This is a genomic window from Nocardia blacklockiae, from assembly GCF_015477355.1.
In the GTDB taxonomy this organism is placed as follows: Bacteria; Actinomycetota; Actinomycetes; order Mycobacteriales; family Mycobacteriaceae; genus Nocardia; species Nocardia blacklockiae.
Genome location: NZ_JADLRJ010000005.1, coordinates 233,282 through 246,601, shown reverse-complemented (window position 1 = coordinate 246,601; position 13,320 = coordinate 233,282). Strand labels below are relative to the sequence as shown.

The 13,320-nt window shown below is 70.4% G+C and carries 12 protein-coding genes; 10 read left to right on the top strand and 2 right to left on the bottom strand.

Annotated elements, in window-relative coordinates:
* Position 1 precedes the first annotated feature (1 nt).
* Together IU476_RS17395 and IU476_RS17390 are read left to right on the top strand one after the other, a co-directional pair.
* Complete coding sequence (locus IU476_RS17395; protein WP_195101389.1) at positions 2 to 1,693, top strand: dipeptide ABC transporter ATP-binding protein; 1,692 nt, start codon at positions 2 to 4, stop codon at positions 1,691 to 1,693.
* Between the two features lie 57 nt (positions 1,694 to 1,750).
* Positions 1,751 to 2,500 carry a Fic family protein gene (locus IU476_RS17390; RefSeq protein ID WP_195101387.1) on the top strand — a complete coding sequence of 250 codons (750 nt, stop codon included), beginning with the start codon at positions 1,751 to 1,753 and terminating at the stop codon, positions 2,498 to 2,500.
* Between the two features lie 433 nt (positions 2,501 to 2,933).
* Here the strand turns inward: IU476_RS17390 and IU476_RS17385 are convergent, their stop codons facing one another.
* Positions 2,934 to 3,776: an HAD family hydrolase gene (locus IU476_RS17385; protein ID WP_228823885.1), complete on the bottom strand. Its 843-nt coding sequence runs from the start codon at positions 3,774 to 3,776 to the stop codon at positions 2,934 to 2,936.
* 369 nt (positions 3,777 to 4,145) lie between these two features.
* Here IU476_RS17385 and ssd point away from each other — a divergent pair, with 369 nt between their 5' ends.
* The 7 genes from ssd to IU476_RS17345 all read left to right on the top strand — a co-directional run bounded on the left by ssd (position 4,146) and on the right by IU476_RS17345 (position 9,918).
* Positions 4,146 to 5,255, top strand: coding sequence for a septum site-determining protein Ssd (gene ssd / locus IU476_RS17380; RefSeq protein ID WP_195101383.1), 1,110 nt, complete (start codon positions 4,146 to 4,148; stop codon positions 5,253 to 5,255).
* A gap of 28 nt (positions 5,256 to 5,283) precedes the next feature.
* Positions 5,284 to 6,471 carry a TadA family conjugal transfer-associated ATPase gene (locus IU476_RS17375; protein ID WP_195101381.1) on the top strand — a complete coding sequence of 396 codons (1,188 nt, stop codon included), beginning with the start codon at positions 5,284 to 5,286 and terminating at the stop codon, positions 6,469 to 6,471.
* Between the two features lie 433 nt (positions 6,472 to 6,904).
* Entirely contained in the window at positions 6,905 to 7,576 is a 672-nt protein-coding gene (locus IU476_RS17370) for a type II secretion system F family protein (RefSeq protein ID WP_324194106.1), read from the top strand.
* A gap of 433 nt (positions 7,577 to 8,009) precedes the next feature.
* Positions 8,010 to 8,612, top strand: coding sequence for a type II secretion system F family protein (locus IU476_RS17360; protein WP_195101374.1), 603 nt, complete (start codon positions 8,010 to 8,012; stop codon positions 8,610 to 8,612).
* A 354-nt stretch (positions 8,613 to 8,966) separates the two neighbouring features.
* Complete coding sequence (locus tag IU476_RS17355) at positions 8,967 to 9,152, top strand: DUF4244 domain-containing protein (protein ID WP_195102009.1); 186 nt, start codon at positions 8,967 to 8,969, stop codon at positions 9,150 to 9,152.
* 71 nt (positions 9,153 to 9,223) lie between these two features.
* On the top strand, positions 9,224 to 9,535 hold the full coding sequence (locus IU476_RS17350) for a TadE family type IV pilus minor pilin (protein ID WP_195101372.1): 312 nt from the start codon (positions 9,224 to 9,226) through the stop codon (positions 9,533 to 9,535).
* Positions 9,532 to 9,918, top strand: coding sequence for an Rv3654c family TadE-like protein (locus IU476_RS17345; protein WP_195101371.1), 387 nt, complete (start codon positions 9,532 to 9,534; stop codon positions 9,916 to 9,918). The genes IU476_RS17350 and IU476_RS17345 overlap by 4 nt, the downstream gene beginning before the upstream one ends.
* A gap of 299 nt (positions 9,919 to 10,217) precedes the next feature.
* Here IU476_RS17345 and IU476_RS17340 read toward each other — a convergent pair whose 3' ends face one another.
* The gene (locus tag IU476_RS17340; protein WP_195101370.1) at positions 10,218 to 12,614 is read right to left on the bottom strand and encodes a DEAD/DEAH box helicase; all 2,397 of its coding nucleotides are present in this window, start codon (positions 12,612 to 12,614) and stop codon (positions 10,218 to 10,220) included.
* A gap of 434 nt (positions 12,615 to 13,048) precedes the next feature.
* On the opposite strand from IU476_RS17340, the gene IU476_RS17335 reads away from it, so the two are divergent.
* The gene (locus IU476_RS17335; RefSeq protein ID WP_019044597.1) at positions 13,049 to 13,255 is read left to right on the top strand and encodes a cold-shock protein; all 207 of its coding nucleotides are present in this window, start codon (positions 13,049 to 13,051) and stop codon (positions 13,253 to 13,255) included.
* Positions 13,256 to 13,320: the final 65 nt, after the last annotated feature.

The following is a 13,320-nucleotide window of genomic DNA, read 5'->3' as shown; positions in this document are numbered from 1 at the left end:
GATGGACCCCCTGCTCGACGTACGCGATCTCAACGTGTCCTTCACCGCCGACGGCCGGGAGATACCGGCGGTGCGCGGGGTGAACCTGTCGGTGTATCCGGGCCAGACCGTGGCCATCGTCGGCGAGTCCGGCTCCGGCAAATCGACCACGGCGCACGCCGTCCTGGACCTGCTGCCCGGCACCGGCAAGATCACGTCCGGGTCGGTGCTCTTCGAGGGCAAGGACCTGGCCACGGCCTCGAAACGCGACATCGTGGCGGTGCGCGGCCGCGGCATCGGATTCGTGCCCCAGGACCCGATGTCGAACCTGAATCCGGTGTGGAAGGTCGGCTTCCAGATCCGGGAAACGCTGGCGGCCAACGGCATCGCCAAGGGCAAGGCCGCGCGGGAACGGGTGGTGGAGCTGCTGGCCGAGGCGGGGATGTCGGACGCGGATCGACGGGTCAACCAGTATCCGCACGAATTCTCTGGCGGCATGCGGCAGCGCGCGCTCATCGCGATCGGGCTGTCCTGCCGGCCGAAACTGCTGATCGCGGACGAGCCCACCTCGGCGCTGGACGTCACGGTGCAGCGGCAGATTCTCGACCACCTCGCCGGGCTCACCGCCGAGCTGGGCACCGCGGTGCTGCTCATCACCCACGACCTGGGCCTGGCCGCCGAGCGCGCCGAGCACCTGGTGGTGATGTACCGCGGCCGCGTCGTGGAATCCGGTCCGGCACTGCGGATTCTGCGTGAGCCGCAGCATCTCTACACCAAGAAGCTGGTGAATTCCGCGCCGTCGCTGGCGTCGCAGCGGCTGTCGTCGGTGCGCAAGCGCGCCGAGGTGCGCGAGCAGGCCGTGCGGGCAGCGGGTCAGCTGGCGGTGGAGGAAGCCGAATTCGCCACTGCCACAGACGATGTGGTGGTTGTGGAGAATCTGACCAAGGTCTTCAAGATCCGGGGGAGCGCGCCTTGGAGGTCGTCGAGCCTGACGGCGGTCGACGACGTGTCCTTCCGGGTGCGGCGCGGCACCACCACCGCGATCGTCGGGGAGTCGGGATCGGGGAAATCGACTGTCGCGCAAATGGTTCTGGGATTGCTGGAGCCGACCTCGGGGTCGGTGACCTTCGACGGGCGCGAGGTGGCGAAGCTGGACCGGGCGGGCGCGCTGGCGTTCCGGCGGCGGGTGCAGCCGGTGTTCCAGGATCCCTACGGGTCGCTGGACCCCATGTACTCGATCTATCGCACCATCGAGGAGCCGCTGCGCACGCACCGCATCGGCACCTCGAAGGAGTGCGAGGCCACCGTGCGGGAACTGCTGGAGAAGGTGTCGCTGCCGGCGTCGGTGATGCGGCGCTACCCGAACGAGCTGTCCGGGGGCCAGCGGCAGCGGGTGGCCATCGCGCGGGCGCTGGCGCTGTCGCCCGAGGTGGTGGTGTGCGACGAGGCGGTGTCCGCGCTCGATGTGCTGGTGCAGGCGCAAATCTTGGCCCTGCTCAACGAACTACAGGCCGAGCTGGGGCTGTCGTACCTGTTCATCACGCACGACCTCGCCGTGGTCCGGCAGATCGCCGACGACGTGGTGGTGATGCGGGAGGGCAAAGTGGTGGAGGCCGCCGCGACCACCGAGGTCTTCGACAACCCCGCGTCCGACTACACGCGGGGGCTGCTGGCCGCTATCCCGGGTCGGGATCTGATGCGCGCGGTGCAGTAGACCTTTCAACGGTCGCGATCGGGGGCCGGGCGGACAGCTCGAGTAGCGTGTCCTCTCGTGAGCGATGTACTTCAGGCGCTGGTAGACCTGCCGGGTGTGCGCGAAGCGGCCGACCGGGCCCGCGACGCGCTGGCCGAGGTGCACAGGCACAAGGCGAATCGGCGGGGCTGGCCGACCACCGCGGCGGAGGCAGCGGTGCGGGCGGCTCGCTCGTCGGCGGCGATCGACGGGGGCAGTACGGAGCTGCCCGCCGACGGCAATGTCGCGGATCCGATTCTCGCCGGGTCGCTGCGGGTCGGGCAGGCGCTCGACGGGGACGCGTTGCGGAACCTGGTGGGGGTGTGGCAGCGCGCACCGCTGCAGGCGCTCGCCCGGCTGCATCTGCTGGCCGCCGCCGACCTGGTCACGGATCAGGAACAGTTGGGGCGGCCGCGGGCCGACGCCGGCGTCGCCGACCGCCTGGACCTGCTCGCGCAGACCGTGCTGACGTCGAGCGCCCCGGCTCCGGTGGTGGCGGCCGTGGCGCACGGCGAGCTGCTGTCGCTGCGTCCGTTCGGCAGCGCGGACGGGATCGTCGCGCGGGCGGCGTCCAGGCTGGTTGCCGTGTCGAGCGGGCTGGACCCGCACAGTCTCGGCGTGCCCGAGGTCTTTCTGCTGCGGCGGCGCCAGGCCTATCTGGACGCGGCGGCGGGATTCGGCAGCGGCACAGCGGAGGGCGTCGGCGGCTGGGTGATCTTCTGCTGCGGGGCCTTGGAAGACGGTGCGCGCGAGGCTCGTTCGATCGCGGACGCGGCGTCGGGAAGCTAGCGCACATCAAAGCGGGCGGCGTTGCCGTCTTGCGACGACCTCACCGCCCGCTAGCACGGACCGCCCGGTTACCATGCGTGCTTTTCGGGTTGTGTTCTGCGGCCTCGGCGATCGTCCGTACCTCGGCGGTTCATCCCCACAACCTGTGCGAGGCCCTCGCCGCCGGAAGCCCGGATTTCGCAAGCCCACAACGCTGTTGCCCTTGCGCGGCGTGCTCCGCGTGGGTACCTGACGTCCGTGCTGGGAAGGAGTGGATGGGAGACCGAACCTTCTCTTCCGCTCCGATCTTGGCCTTCCGTCCTTCCGTGCGTCCATTGTTACTCTGTGTGCCCCGTCACAGCAAGGCCTCCGAAAACATTCTTCCAACGGACACGACGCACGGCTTTTCGTGGTGTTATTGATAGTTGGTGTCGATCACCCGGGGTTGGAGAGTTCAACGGCGTCGGCGCAGCAGCCGGTAGCTGAGCGCGCCCGCCAGCACCGCGCTCACTCCCACCACGGCCGTCGCGGCGACGGTGGTGGAGGACGGCGCCGGCAGCCGGGCCCACAGCGACACCGGATTCGAGAAGGTCAGGATCGGCCAGCCGTGAGATATGGCCTCCCGCCGCAGATTTCGGTCCGGATTGACCGCCGTCGGGTGCCCGACCGCGCCGAGCATCGGCAGATCGGTGATCGAATCCGAGTACGCGTAGCACCGCGACAGGTCGTAGCCCTCGGCCTCGGCCAGCCGCCGCATCGCCTCGACCTTGCCCTCGCCGTAGCAGTAGAAGTCGACCGCCCCGGTGTACCGCCCATCCTCGACGACCATCCGGGTGGCCGCGGTGTGCGTCGCGCCCAGGGCGTCGGCGATCGGGCCGACGATCTCCTCACCGGAGGCGGACACGATCACCACGTCGTGCCCGCGGATCTTGTGGTCGGCGATCAGGTCGGCGGCCTCGGCGTAGATCAGCGGATCCACCAGTTCGTGCAGGGTTTCCGCGATGATCGACTTGACCTGGCCCACGTCCCAGCCCGCGCACATCTTGGTCAGATGCTCGCGCATGCGCTCCATCTGGTCGTGGTCGGCGCCGGAGAGCAGGAACAGGAAGTGCGCGTAGCTGCTCTCCAGCACGGTGCGCCGGTTGAGCAGGCCCTGGTCGAAGAACGGCTTGCTGAACACGAACGCGCTGGACTTGGCGATCACCGTCTTGTCGAGGTCGAAGAAGGCCGCGACCCGGCCCGCGTTCGTCCGTTTTCCCGCAGCTGTCGGGGCGCCCTCGGCCGTCACGCGGTCCAGAATAGGGAGATTTGCGGTCGATGTGGCGGCGGGGGGGCCGCTGTCGGTCTCCGGGCCGGTCGGGCAGGGGTTTGCCGCCGCGACGCTGAGGCTCCCGGCGGAAACTTCCTCGGCCGGTGGACTTGCGTTTCCGCCGGGGCCTGGGTGTAGTATTGCTGGCACCTGGACATGGTCCAGGCGTGTTCAGCCCGACCCCCCGGGGCTGAACCCCGACGGCCCCAGCCTCCTCCCCCCCCGGCTGGGGCCGTCCTCTATTTCCGGCACGTTTGTGCGGTACTCGCCGTCAACTCTGTGCTCACAGCCCCCGAGTTATCCACACTCGCCGTGTGGGCCCTGTTCGCGCCGTTCCCGCCGAGCGACGCTGGTCGCATGAATTCCATTGCTGCGAGCCAGGATTGCGAGCCCGCGTCGTCGCCGCCGGTGGTGGTGCTCGTCACCCCTCAGCGATTGCGCGAGGAGGTCGGGCGAGTGGCGGCCGCGGCCGACCGCCGGATCGCGGCCGCCGCGATGCCGCTCGGCCGGCACGCCTGGGCCGGGGCGGCGCTCGTGATTCTCGACACCGCCGCGGCCCACGCCTGCGCGGCGGCCGGCTATCCGCGCCGCGGCGGCACCCTGCTGGTGACGGAGGGCGAACCCGGTTTGCTCGACTGGCAGGCGGCCGCCGCCGTCGGCGCCGAACGGGTGCTCGCGCTGCCCGCTGAGGCCGACGCGCTGATCGAGTCGTTCGCCCACCACGCCCAGCGCGGCCCGGGCGACGGGTCGGTGGTCGCCGTGCTGGGCGCGGGCGGCGGCGCGGGCGCCTCCACACTCGCCGCGGCGGTCGCGCTGACCGGCGCGGCCTGGCGATTCCGGGAGGCGACGCTGCTGGTCGACGGCGACCCGCTGGGCGGCGGGATCGACCTGCTGCTCGGCATCGAGTCCACGCCGGGCCTGCGCTGGCCGGACCTGGTGGTCGAAGAGGGCCGGGTGGCCGCCGCGGCACTGCACGACGCCCTGCCGTCCGCCTGCCCCGGCCTCGCGGTGCTGGCCTGCGGGCGCGCGGGCCCGGGCGAGATCCCGCCCGAGCTCGCCCCGGGCGCGGTCCGCGCGGTGGTCGAGGCCGGCCGCCTCGCCGGCGATCTCGTGGTCTGCGACGTATCCGGCGAGCGCGGCCCGCACGCCGACCAGATGCTCGACGCCGCCGACCTGGTGGTTCTGGTCGTCCCCGCCCGCCTGCGCGCGGTCGCCGCCGCCCGAGCCGTCACCGCCCACGTGGCCCGCCGAAATCCCAACCAGGCCTTGGTCGTTCGCGGACCCGCACCCGGCGGCCTGTCCGCCGGCGAGGTTGCCGACGCCCTCGACTTGCCCCTGCTGGCCGCTCTTCGCCCTCAGCCCGCCCTCACCACGCACCTGGAACGCACCGGCCTCACCTTGCCTCGCGGCCCCCTCCGCACGGCCGCCGCCACGATTCTCGCCACGCTCTCGAAGGACGACCGATGAGCACCCGCGCGAGCGTCGGAGGTGAATGGTGAGCGGGCTGGTGACGCCCGCGCTGTTGGATCGGGTGCGGGAGCGGTTGGCGGTGGAGTCGGGGGAGCCCGATCCGGCGCGGATGGCGGCGGCGATCCGGGCCGAAGCCGGTGGCGTGCTGGGGGATACCGATCTGCTGCGGGTGCTGCGGCTGTTGCAGACCGAGATGACGGGGGTGGGGGTGCTGGAGCCGCTGCTGCACGATCCGGACGTCTCGGATGTGCTCGTCACGGGGCCGGACGCGGTGTGGGTGGATCGCGGGCAGGGCCTGCGGCGGACCTCGGTGACCTTTCCGGACGAGGCCGCGGTCCGGCGGCTGGCGCAGCGGCTGTCCCTGGCCGCGGGCCGGCGGCTCGACGACGCCCAGCCGTGGGTGGACGGCCGCCTGCCCGGAGTCGAAGGCGTGCCGGGCAATTCGTTCGGTGTGCGGCTGCACGCCGTGCTGGCGCCGATCGCGCACGGCGGCACCTGCCTGTCCCTGCGCGTGCTGCGCCCGGCCGCGCAAGGCCTGGACGCGTTGGCGGCCTCCGGGTCGGTGCCCGCGGCCGCGAAACTGTTGCTGGAGCGCATCGTTCGGGCGCGCCTGGCGTTCCTCGTGGTGGGCGGCACTGGTGCGGGCAAGACCACGCTGCTGTCGGCACTGCTGGCGAAAGTCGCTGCGGCGGAACGCATCGTCTGTGTGGAAGATGCGGCCGAACTCGCGCCCCCGCACCCGCACGTGGTGCGCCTGGTGGCCCGCACCGCGAACGTGGAGGGCGCGGGCGCGGTCACCGTCCGCGACCTGGTCCGCCAGGCCCTGCGCATGCGGCCCGACCGCATCGTCATCGGCGAGGTGCGCGGCGCCGAGGTCGTCGACCTGCTGACCGCCCTCAACACCGGCCACGACGGCGGCGCGGGCACCGTCCACGCGAACTCCCCGCAGGAGGTCCCCGCCCGCCTGGAAGCCCTCGCGGCACTGGGCGGCATGGGCCGCCCCGCCCTGCACAGCCAACTGGCCGCCGCCGTCCAGGTGATCCTCCACGTCCACCGCCACCCCGACGGCTCCCGCACCCTCCGCGAAATCGGCCTGGTAACCCGCGACCCCACCGGCCAGGTCCACATAGAACCCTCCTGGCACGCCGACGGCACCCCCGCCCCCGCCGCCACCCGCATGGCCCACCTACTCACCGATCGGCTCACCCCATGAAGCCACCCCCCAACCTGGCAGAACACCCTCCCCATGCTGGCGTCTATGCGCCCGTCGTCACAAACAGGCCACCGACTCTCGTTGCTGAACAGGGCATTACCAGGGAAGCCCGCGCCCAGTGGACGAGCGTGGCAGGGCCGCATACAAACTCGACCACCGCGCAACTTTCCGTACCGGTTCGTGGTTGCGGCTGGCTGGCCGTCGCCGGTTCGTCCGCCGCGCGTCTTCCTGCACTGGGCCGTTGGTGGGGCCAGTCTGCCGTCGCCGGTTCGTTCGTGACGTGGGTTGGCCGGGTCCGGCTGTCGGTGGCGCGGGCATGAGTGTGGTGCTGTGTTGTCTCGCGGGGGCGGTGCTGGTCGTGCCGGATTCGGCGGCGCGGCGCAGGTGGGTCGGCTTGTTCGGTCGGCGAGTGCGGCGAAAAGTGCCGAGTCGCATGGTGTTTCGAGCGGTGGTTGCGTCGGCCGTGGCGGGGACCGCGGTGGTGGGGGCCGGGCCGTTTCTCGCGGCTGTGATCGTGGTCGGCACCGTCGTCGTGCGCAAGCGGCAGCGTGCTGGGGATCGCGTGCGCGATGACGAGTGTGCGGCGCTGGCCGCGGGGCTGGAGACGGTGGTAGGGGAGCTGCGGGTCGGTGCGCACCCGAGCGTCGCGGCGGCGACGGCCGCGAGCGACCTCGAGGGCGCGGCGGCGCGGGCCTTCGCGGTCTGCTCGGCGCGCAGCCGACTCGGCGGCTCGGCGGCGGACGGCCTGCGGGCCCCGGAGTCGGTCATCGCCACGGAACTCGCACACGTCGCCGCGGCCTGGCAGGTCGCCGAACAACACGGCCTCGCCCTCGCCGACCTCCTCGCCACCATGCGCGCAGACCTCCTGAGCCGCAAACGCTTCCGCGACCGCACCATCGCCGCCCTGGCCGGCCCCCGAGCCACCGCCACCGTCCTCGCCGCCCTACCCCTCCTCGGCATCGCACTAGGACAACTACTCGGCGCCACACCCCTCCGAATCCTGCTGACCCCGGGCCCCGGCGCAGTACTACTCCCCCTCGGCACCGCCTTGATCAGCGCAGGCCTGCTCTGGACGGACACCATCACCCGAAAGGTACTGATATGACAGCCACACGACGCACAACAGCCGCGCAGGGTGTGGCAGCTGCGCGCCGTCGCGGCACTTCGGGTTACGGCCTCGCCCGCTCGGTCCTGCTCGGGAACGTTGGTCGGCAGTCCCGCCGACCTCCGAAGATGTTGCGACAGTGGTGGATCGGTGCAAGGCAAGCCTTGTGCACTGGCAGCCGACAAACCTTGTGCACCGGCTGCCGACAAGCCTTGTGTACCGGCTGCCGACAAGCCTTGTGTACCGGCAGCGGACAAGCCTTGTGTACCGGCAGCGGACAAGCCTTGTGTACCGGCAGCGGACAAGCCTTGCGCACCGGCAGCGGACAAGGCTTGTGTACCGGCTGCCGACAAGTTTTGTGCACGGGTAGCCGACAAGCCTTGCGCACCGGCAGCCGACAAGCCTTGAGCATCGGTCGGCGAGGGGCTAGGCCATGACCGCTTCCTCGCTCCCGCTGCTGCTCTCGGCGATTGCGATACTGCTCGTGCCGGGTCGGATCACTCCCGCCGACCGTCTGCGGGCCGTGCACGCCGGGCGGGTCCTCCCGCCCGGACGCGTCGGAAACGGCTGTGCCGCAAACGATCCGCTGGCCACCGCGTCGGCGCTGCAGCTACTCGCCGCCTGCCTCCGTTCCGGGTTGCCGATCGCCACCGCCGCCCGAGCCGTGGCGAGGAGCGCTCCCGAGCCATTGGGCACCGCGTTGCTGCGCGCGGCAGACCTCATGGCACTCGGCGCGGACCCGATCGCGGCCTGGGAACGGGCCGCCACCGAAGCCGACACCGAGGAGGTCCAGGCGCTGGCCCGCCTCGTCCGCAGATCGGCCCGCTCCGGCTCCGCCCTCGCAGACGCGGTAGCCGAACTGGCGGAACACTTCCGCGCCGCGCTGGAGGACACCACCGCCGCCCGAGCCGAACGAGCGGGCGTCCTGATCAGCGGCCCGCTAGGGCTCTGCTTCCTCCCCGCCTTCCTCTGCCTCGGCATCGTCCCGGTGGTCATCGGCCTGGCCACCCACGTCCTCGAAGGCGGCCTGCTGTGAGCGCGCGCCTGGAATACCAGGCCATCCCACGCCGGACACCGGAACGCAGGCCACGAACGCACGCGGAAGGCGGCGACCGTCCGATGGCCTCGGCGACGAAAGGGCGAAGTGCTGTGAGCACGTGTGGAAGACGGCGGCTGTCTGCTGGCCTCGGTGACGAGAAGCGGAGTGCTGTGAGCACGTGTGGAAGGCGGCCGCCCGCTGGCGTGACGAGAGGCGGGGATGCTGTGAGCGCGTGTGGAGTACGGCGGGTGCTTGTCGGAGCTGGGCGGGGCTGGGGACTTCGGTGCGGATCGGCCGCGCCGGTGGAGGAGGAAGGGGAGAGCTGTGCAGTCGACGATTCGGAGGGCGGTGCTGGAGGTGCGGTCGCGGTTGACGCAGGCGGTGGTGGCCGACGATGGGATGAGTACCGCGGAGTACGCGATCGGCACCATTGCGGCGGCGGCCTTCGGTGCGGTGCTCTACACCGTCGTGACCGGAGATTCGATCGTGAACGCCCTGACGCGGATCATCGATCAGGCGTTGAACACGAAGGTGTGACGCCGAGGGGCGAAAGTCCCCTGGCCACAACCGTTCCCGCCCACCGCCGTGGTCGCGGTGAGGTCGGTGCGGTGACCGTGGAGGCCGCGATCGCGCTCGCCGCCCTCGTGGTCGTCGTGGTGCTGTGTATAGGAGGCCTGCTGGCGGCGCCGACCCAGATCCGCTGTGTCGACGCCGCCCGCGAGGCCGCCCGCCTGGCCGCCCGCGGCGCCACCGCCGACGCCGTCCCAGTCGCTCGCCGCATTGCACCGCCCGGCGCCTCCGTCACTGTCCGCACGGAGGGCGACCAGGTGATCGCGGTCGTCACCGCCCCCGCACCCCTGCTCCCACTCGAACTACACGCCGAAGCGACAGCGCAACGAGAGCCGGGCGAACCCGAATGACTCGCCGAGCTCCCGACCGGTGGCGGACCGACGACGGCATAGCCACGGTCACCGCCTGCCTGGCCTTAGCGGCGCTGCTCGCGGCGACGCTGTTGATCATGCACGTCGGAACGGTCGTCGTGGCACGTCATCGCGCTCAGTCCGCCGCCGACCTGAGCGCCCTGGCCGCCGCCGGCGCTCTCGACGCTGGCGCCGAGGCCGGTTGCGCGCGAGCCGGTGAACTCACACGGCGTATGGGAGGACGCGTCGAATCATGCGCTGTCGCCGAATGGGACGTGACCGTCACCGTGACGCTGACCGTCTCGATAAGTCCATTAGGAGAACGGACGGTCCGCGCGTCCGCACGCGCCGGACCGGTGTCCGAGACGGCACCCGCCGAGTGATTTTCAGACCGTACGGTTGGTGCCGGAAGAATGCGTGACCCGAGCCACATATGGTCGCAAAGAGTGTTCCGGATTGGCGAATTGCCCGGCGAAGAATTCTGGTATCGACGCTTTTCAATTTGTCCGCGGAGCGCTATTCGAACCGAATGGGCATCGACTAGTTAATCAGGCGGGGCAATGCCTCAGTTAACATGAAACTGGTCCTCTTTATTCGAGGTCGCGCGGTTTGCCCGAGGTCGGACAGCATCGGACGATCCGGACAGGCATCGCGAAGCGGTCTCACGCGGATGACTCGGCCGTCACGTTCGGGGTTCTCCCTCGTAATCGGGCAGATCGTCCGGCAACTCCGCCAGCACGGCCGTCAGCAGCGCGACCGCTCCGGCTTTGTCCAGCGGGTGATTCCCGTTGCCGCACTTGGGCGACTGCACGCAGGACGGACACCCGCCGGGGCACCCGCACGACTCGACGGCCGCCAGCGTCGCCGCCAACCAGGTCCGCAGCCGCGCGAACCCGCGCTCGGCGAATCCCGCACCACCGGGATGCCCGTCGTAGACGAACACCGTGGGCAGCCCGGTATCGGCGTGCTCGGCCGTGGACACCCCGCCGATGTCCCACCGATCGCAGCTGGCGACCAGCGGCAGCATCCCGATCGCGGCGTGTTCGGCCGCGTGCAGCGCCCCCGGCACCCGTTTCGGGTCGATCCCGGCCCTGGCCAGCAGGTTCGGCGTGACCGTGTACAGCACGGCCCGGGTCGGCAGCGTCTGCTCCGGCAGTTCCAGTTCGATCAGGTCGAGCACCTCGCCGGTCGGCAGCGTCCGCAGATACCCGACCACCTGGCGGCTCACCCGGACCTCGGCCAGCGCGGCGGTGACCGAACCGTGCACGTGCTCGGTGGTCACCTCGTCGACGGTGATCGAGGTGACCGCCCGGGCGCTGGTCGTCCAGCCCGGCTGAGCGGCGTGCACGAACGCCACACCGCCGTCGAGGTCCAGTTCGTCGACCACGTAGGTTTCGCCCTGATGCAGGTGCACGGCACCGGGATGCAAGGTGGCGGGCGCGCGCCCGGCATCCGCGGTGCCGAGCAGCCGGCCGCTCTCCTCGTCGACGATCGCCACCCGCGCGCCGATCCCGCCGCGCACGTCGACCGCGTCGTGCGGCTGCTCCACGGCGGTGGCGAACCAGCGCGCCGGGCCCTTCGCCAAGGCCCGGCGGCGAATCAGTCCCTGCGCGGCCAGCTCGTCCACCAGCGCGGACGCGCCGAACTCGCGCACCTCGTCGTCGGTCAGCGGCTGCTCGAGGGCCGCGCACAGCAGATGTGGTTCCAGCACACAGGGATTGCGCGGATCGGTGATGGTCGCCTCCACCGGCCGCCCGAGCAGCGCGTCCGGGTGGTGCACGAGATACATGTCCAGCGGATCGTCCCGCGCGACCAGCATCACCAGCGATCCCTGCGCGCGCCGCCCGGCCCGTCCCGCCTGCTGCCAGAACGACGCGACGGTCCCCGGAAAACCCGCGATGACCACGGCGTCCAGTCCCGCGATGTCGACGCCCAGCTCCAGCGCGGTGGTCGTCGCGGCACCGAGCAGCGTCCCGTCGGACAGCCCGGCCTCCAGCTCGCGCCGGTCCTCCGCGAGATAGCCGGCGCGATAGGCGCTCACGCGTTCGGCCAGGTCGGGGTCGACCTCGGCCAGCATGCGGCGGGTCTCCAGCGCGACGACCTCGGCGGCCCGCCGCGACCGGACGAAGGTCAGCGTGCGCGCGCCCTCGGCGACCAGATCGGTCATGATCCGGGCCGCCTCGTTGGTGGCGGGCCGCCGGACCGGCGCCCCGTTCTCCCCGCTCACCGCGGGCAACAACGCCGGCTCCCACAGCGCGACGGTCCGCGCGCCCTGCGGCGACCCGTCCTCGGTGACCGCCACGCACGGCGCTCCGATCAGCCGCGACGCCGAGGCGGCGGGGTCGGCGGTGGTCGCCGAGCACAGCACGAACACCGGATCGGCCCCGTAGTGCGCCGCGATGCGCCGCAACCTGCGCAGCACCAGTGCCACGTGCGAGCCGAAAACCCCGCGGTAGGCATGACATTCGTCGATCACCACGTAGCGCAGTCGGCGAAGCACCCGCGCCCACCGCTGGTGCGACCGCAGGATGCCCAGGTGCAGCATGTCGGGGTTGGTAAACACCCAGCGAGCGTTGGCGCGCACCCACTGGCGGACCTCGGCGGGCGTATCACCGTCGTAGGTGGCGGGATGGATGTCGCGCAGCGGGCCCTCGTGCGTGAGGGCGGCGGTCGCGCGCAACTGATCCGCGCCCAATGCCTTGGTGGGAGAGAGATACAGCGCCGTCGCCCGCGGATCCTCCAGCAGCGCGGTGAGTACGGGCAGTTGATATCCCAGCGACTTTCCCGACGCCGTGCCCGTCGACACCACGACATGGCGTCCGCCCACGGCCGCCTCGGCGGTCGCGATCTGGTGTGACCAGGGCAATTCCACGCCGGTCTCGTGTAATGCCTCGACCACTTCCCGCGGTAACCAGGTCGGCCACTCGGTGACTCGCGCGGGCCGCGCGGGTAAGTCGGTCACATGAGTTAGACGAGCCTCGCCATCCGGAAGTCCGGAAAGGACACGATTCAGCAACGATCGACCATAGCTCGATTGTTTGCCGGCGCCCGCCTGAGCAGACGGGTCGGTCGGATTCATCGGGTCGAGACCTCGGTGCGCAGAGAATGTGTGAATCGTGTGTGTTGCATCGGTCCTACCTGGCATTTCACTACCGAGTAGCGATCTGCGTCACAGCCTGTTTGCCTGACGCTCGCTCGGTTATCCGGAAGCAAACCTACTTCAAGTCTGGATTTGGGCATTGTCGCCCTCACCTGCACATTCGCAAGATCATCTTTTTTGCAAATTGTCGGTAACTCGACTGTTGAATTGCTCGGAGACATGGTTCACTGGTTCCTGGTCGCAAGCTTCTGTGTTCGAGGGAACGGATCAAAGGTCCAAACCATCAGCAGGATCGATGTTGCGAACGGTGTGCTTGAGCTTCCTGCAGGGGGAACAGAGTACAGCGGTCGGAACGGACCCGGTGGACGAACCAAACTTGTCCGCCGTTCCGGTATGGAAAGAGAAGGAACAGAATGGCACAGGGAACTGTGAAGTGGTTCAACGCGGAGAAGGGGTTCGGCTTCATCGCGCCCGAGGACGGCTCCGCTGACGTCTTCGTCCACTACTCCGAGATCCAGGGCACGGGCTTCCGTACCCTCGAGGAGAACCAGAAGGTCGAATTCGAGGTCGGCCAGGGCACCAAGGGCCCGCAGGCCACCGGAGTTCGCGCGCTCAGCTGAGCGGGTCAACCCAACAGGTCAGATCGCTCGTCCCTCACCGCCGACGCGGTGGGGGACGAGCCGTA

What these genes read in the sequence shown, in the direction of transcription:
- IU476_RS17395 (WP_195101389.1), top strand. Translation starts at nt 2, where the DNA reads ATGGACCCCCTGCTCGACGTACGCGATCTCAACGTGTCCTTCACCGCC.
- ssd (WP_195101383.1), top strand. Translation starts at nt 4,146, where the DNA reads ATGAATTCCATTGCTGCGAGCCAGGATTGCGAGCCCGCGTCGTCGCCG.
- IU476_RS17370 (WP_324194106.1), top strand. Translation starts at nt 6,905, where the DNA reads ATGGTGTTTCGAGCGGTGGTTGCGTCGGCCGTGGCGGGGACCGCGGTG.
- IU476_RS17360 (WP_195101374.1), top strand. Translation starts at nt 8,010, where the DNA reads ATGACCGCTTCCTCGCTCCCGCTGCTGCTCTCGGCGATTGCGATACTG.
- IU476_RS17345 (WP_195101371.1), top strand. Translation starts at nt 9,532, where the DNA reads ATGACTCGCCGAGCTCCCGACCGGTGGCGGACCGACGACGGCATAGCC.
- IU476_RS17340 (WP_195101370.1), bottom strand. Translation starts at nt 12,614, where the DNA reads ATGAATCCGACCGACCCGTCTGCTCAGGCGGGCGCCGGCAAACAATCG.
- IU476_RS17335 (WP_019044597.1), top strand. Translation starts at nt 13,049, where the DNA reads ATGGCACAGGGAACTGTGAAGTGGTTCAACGCGGAGAAGGGGTTCGGC.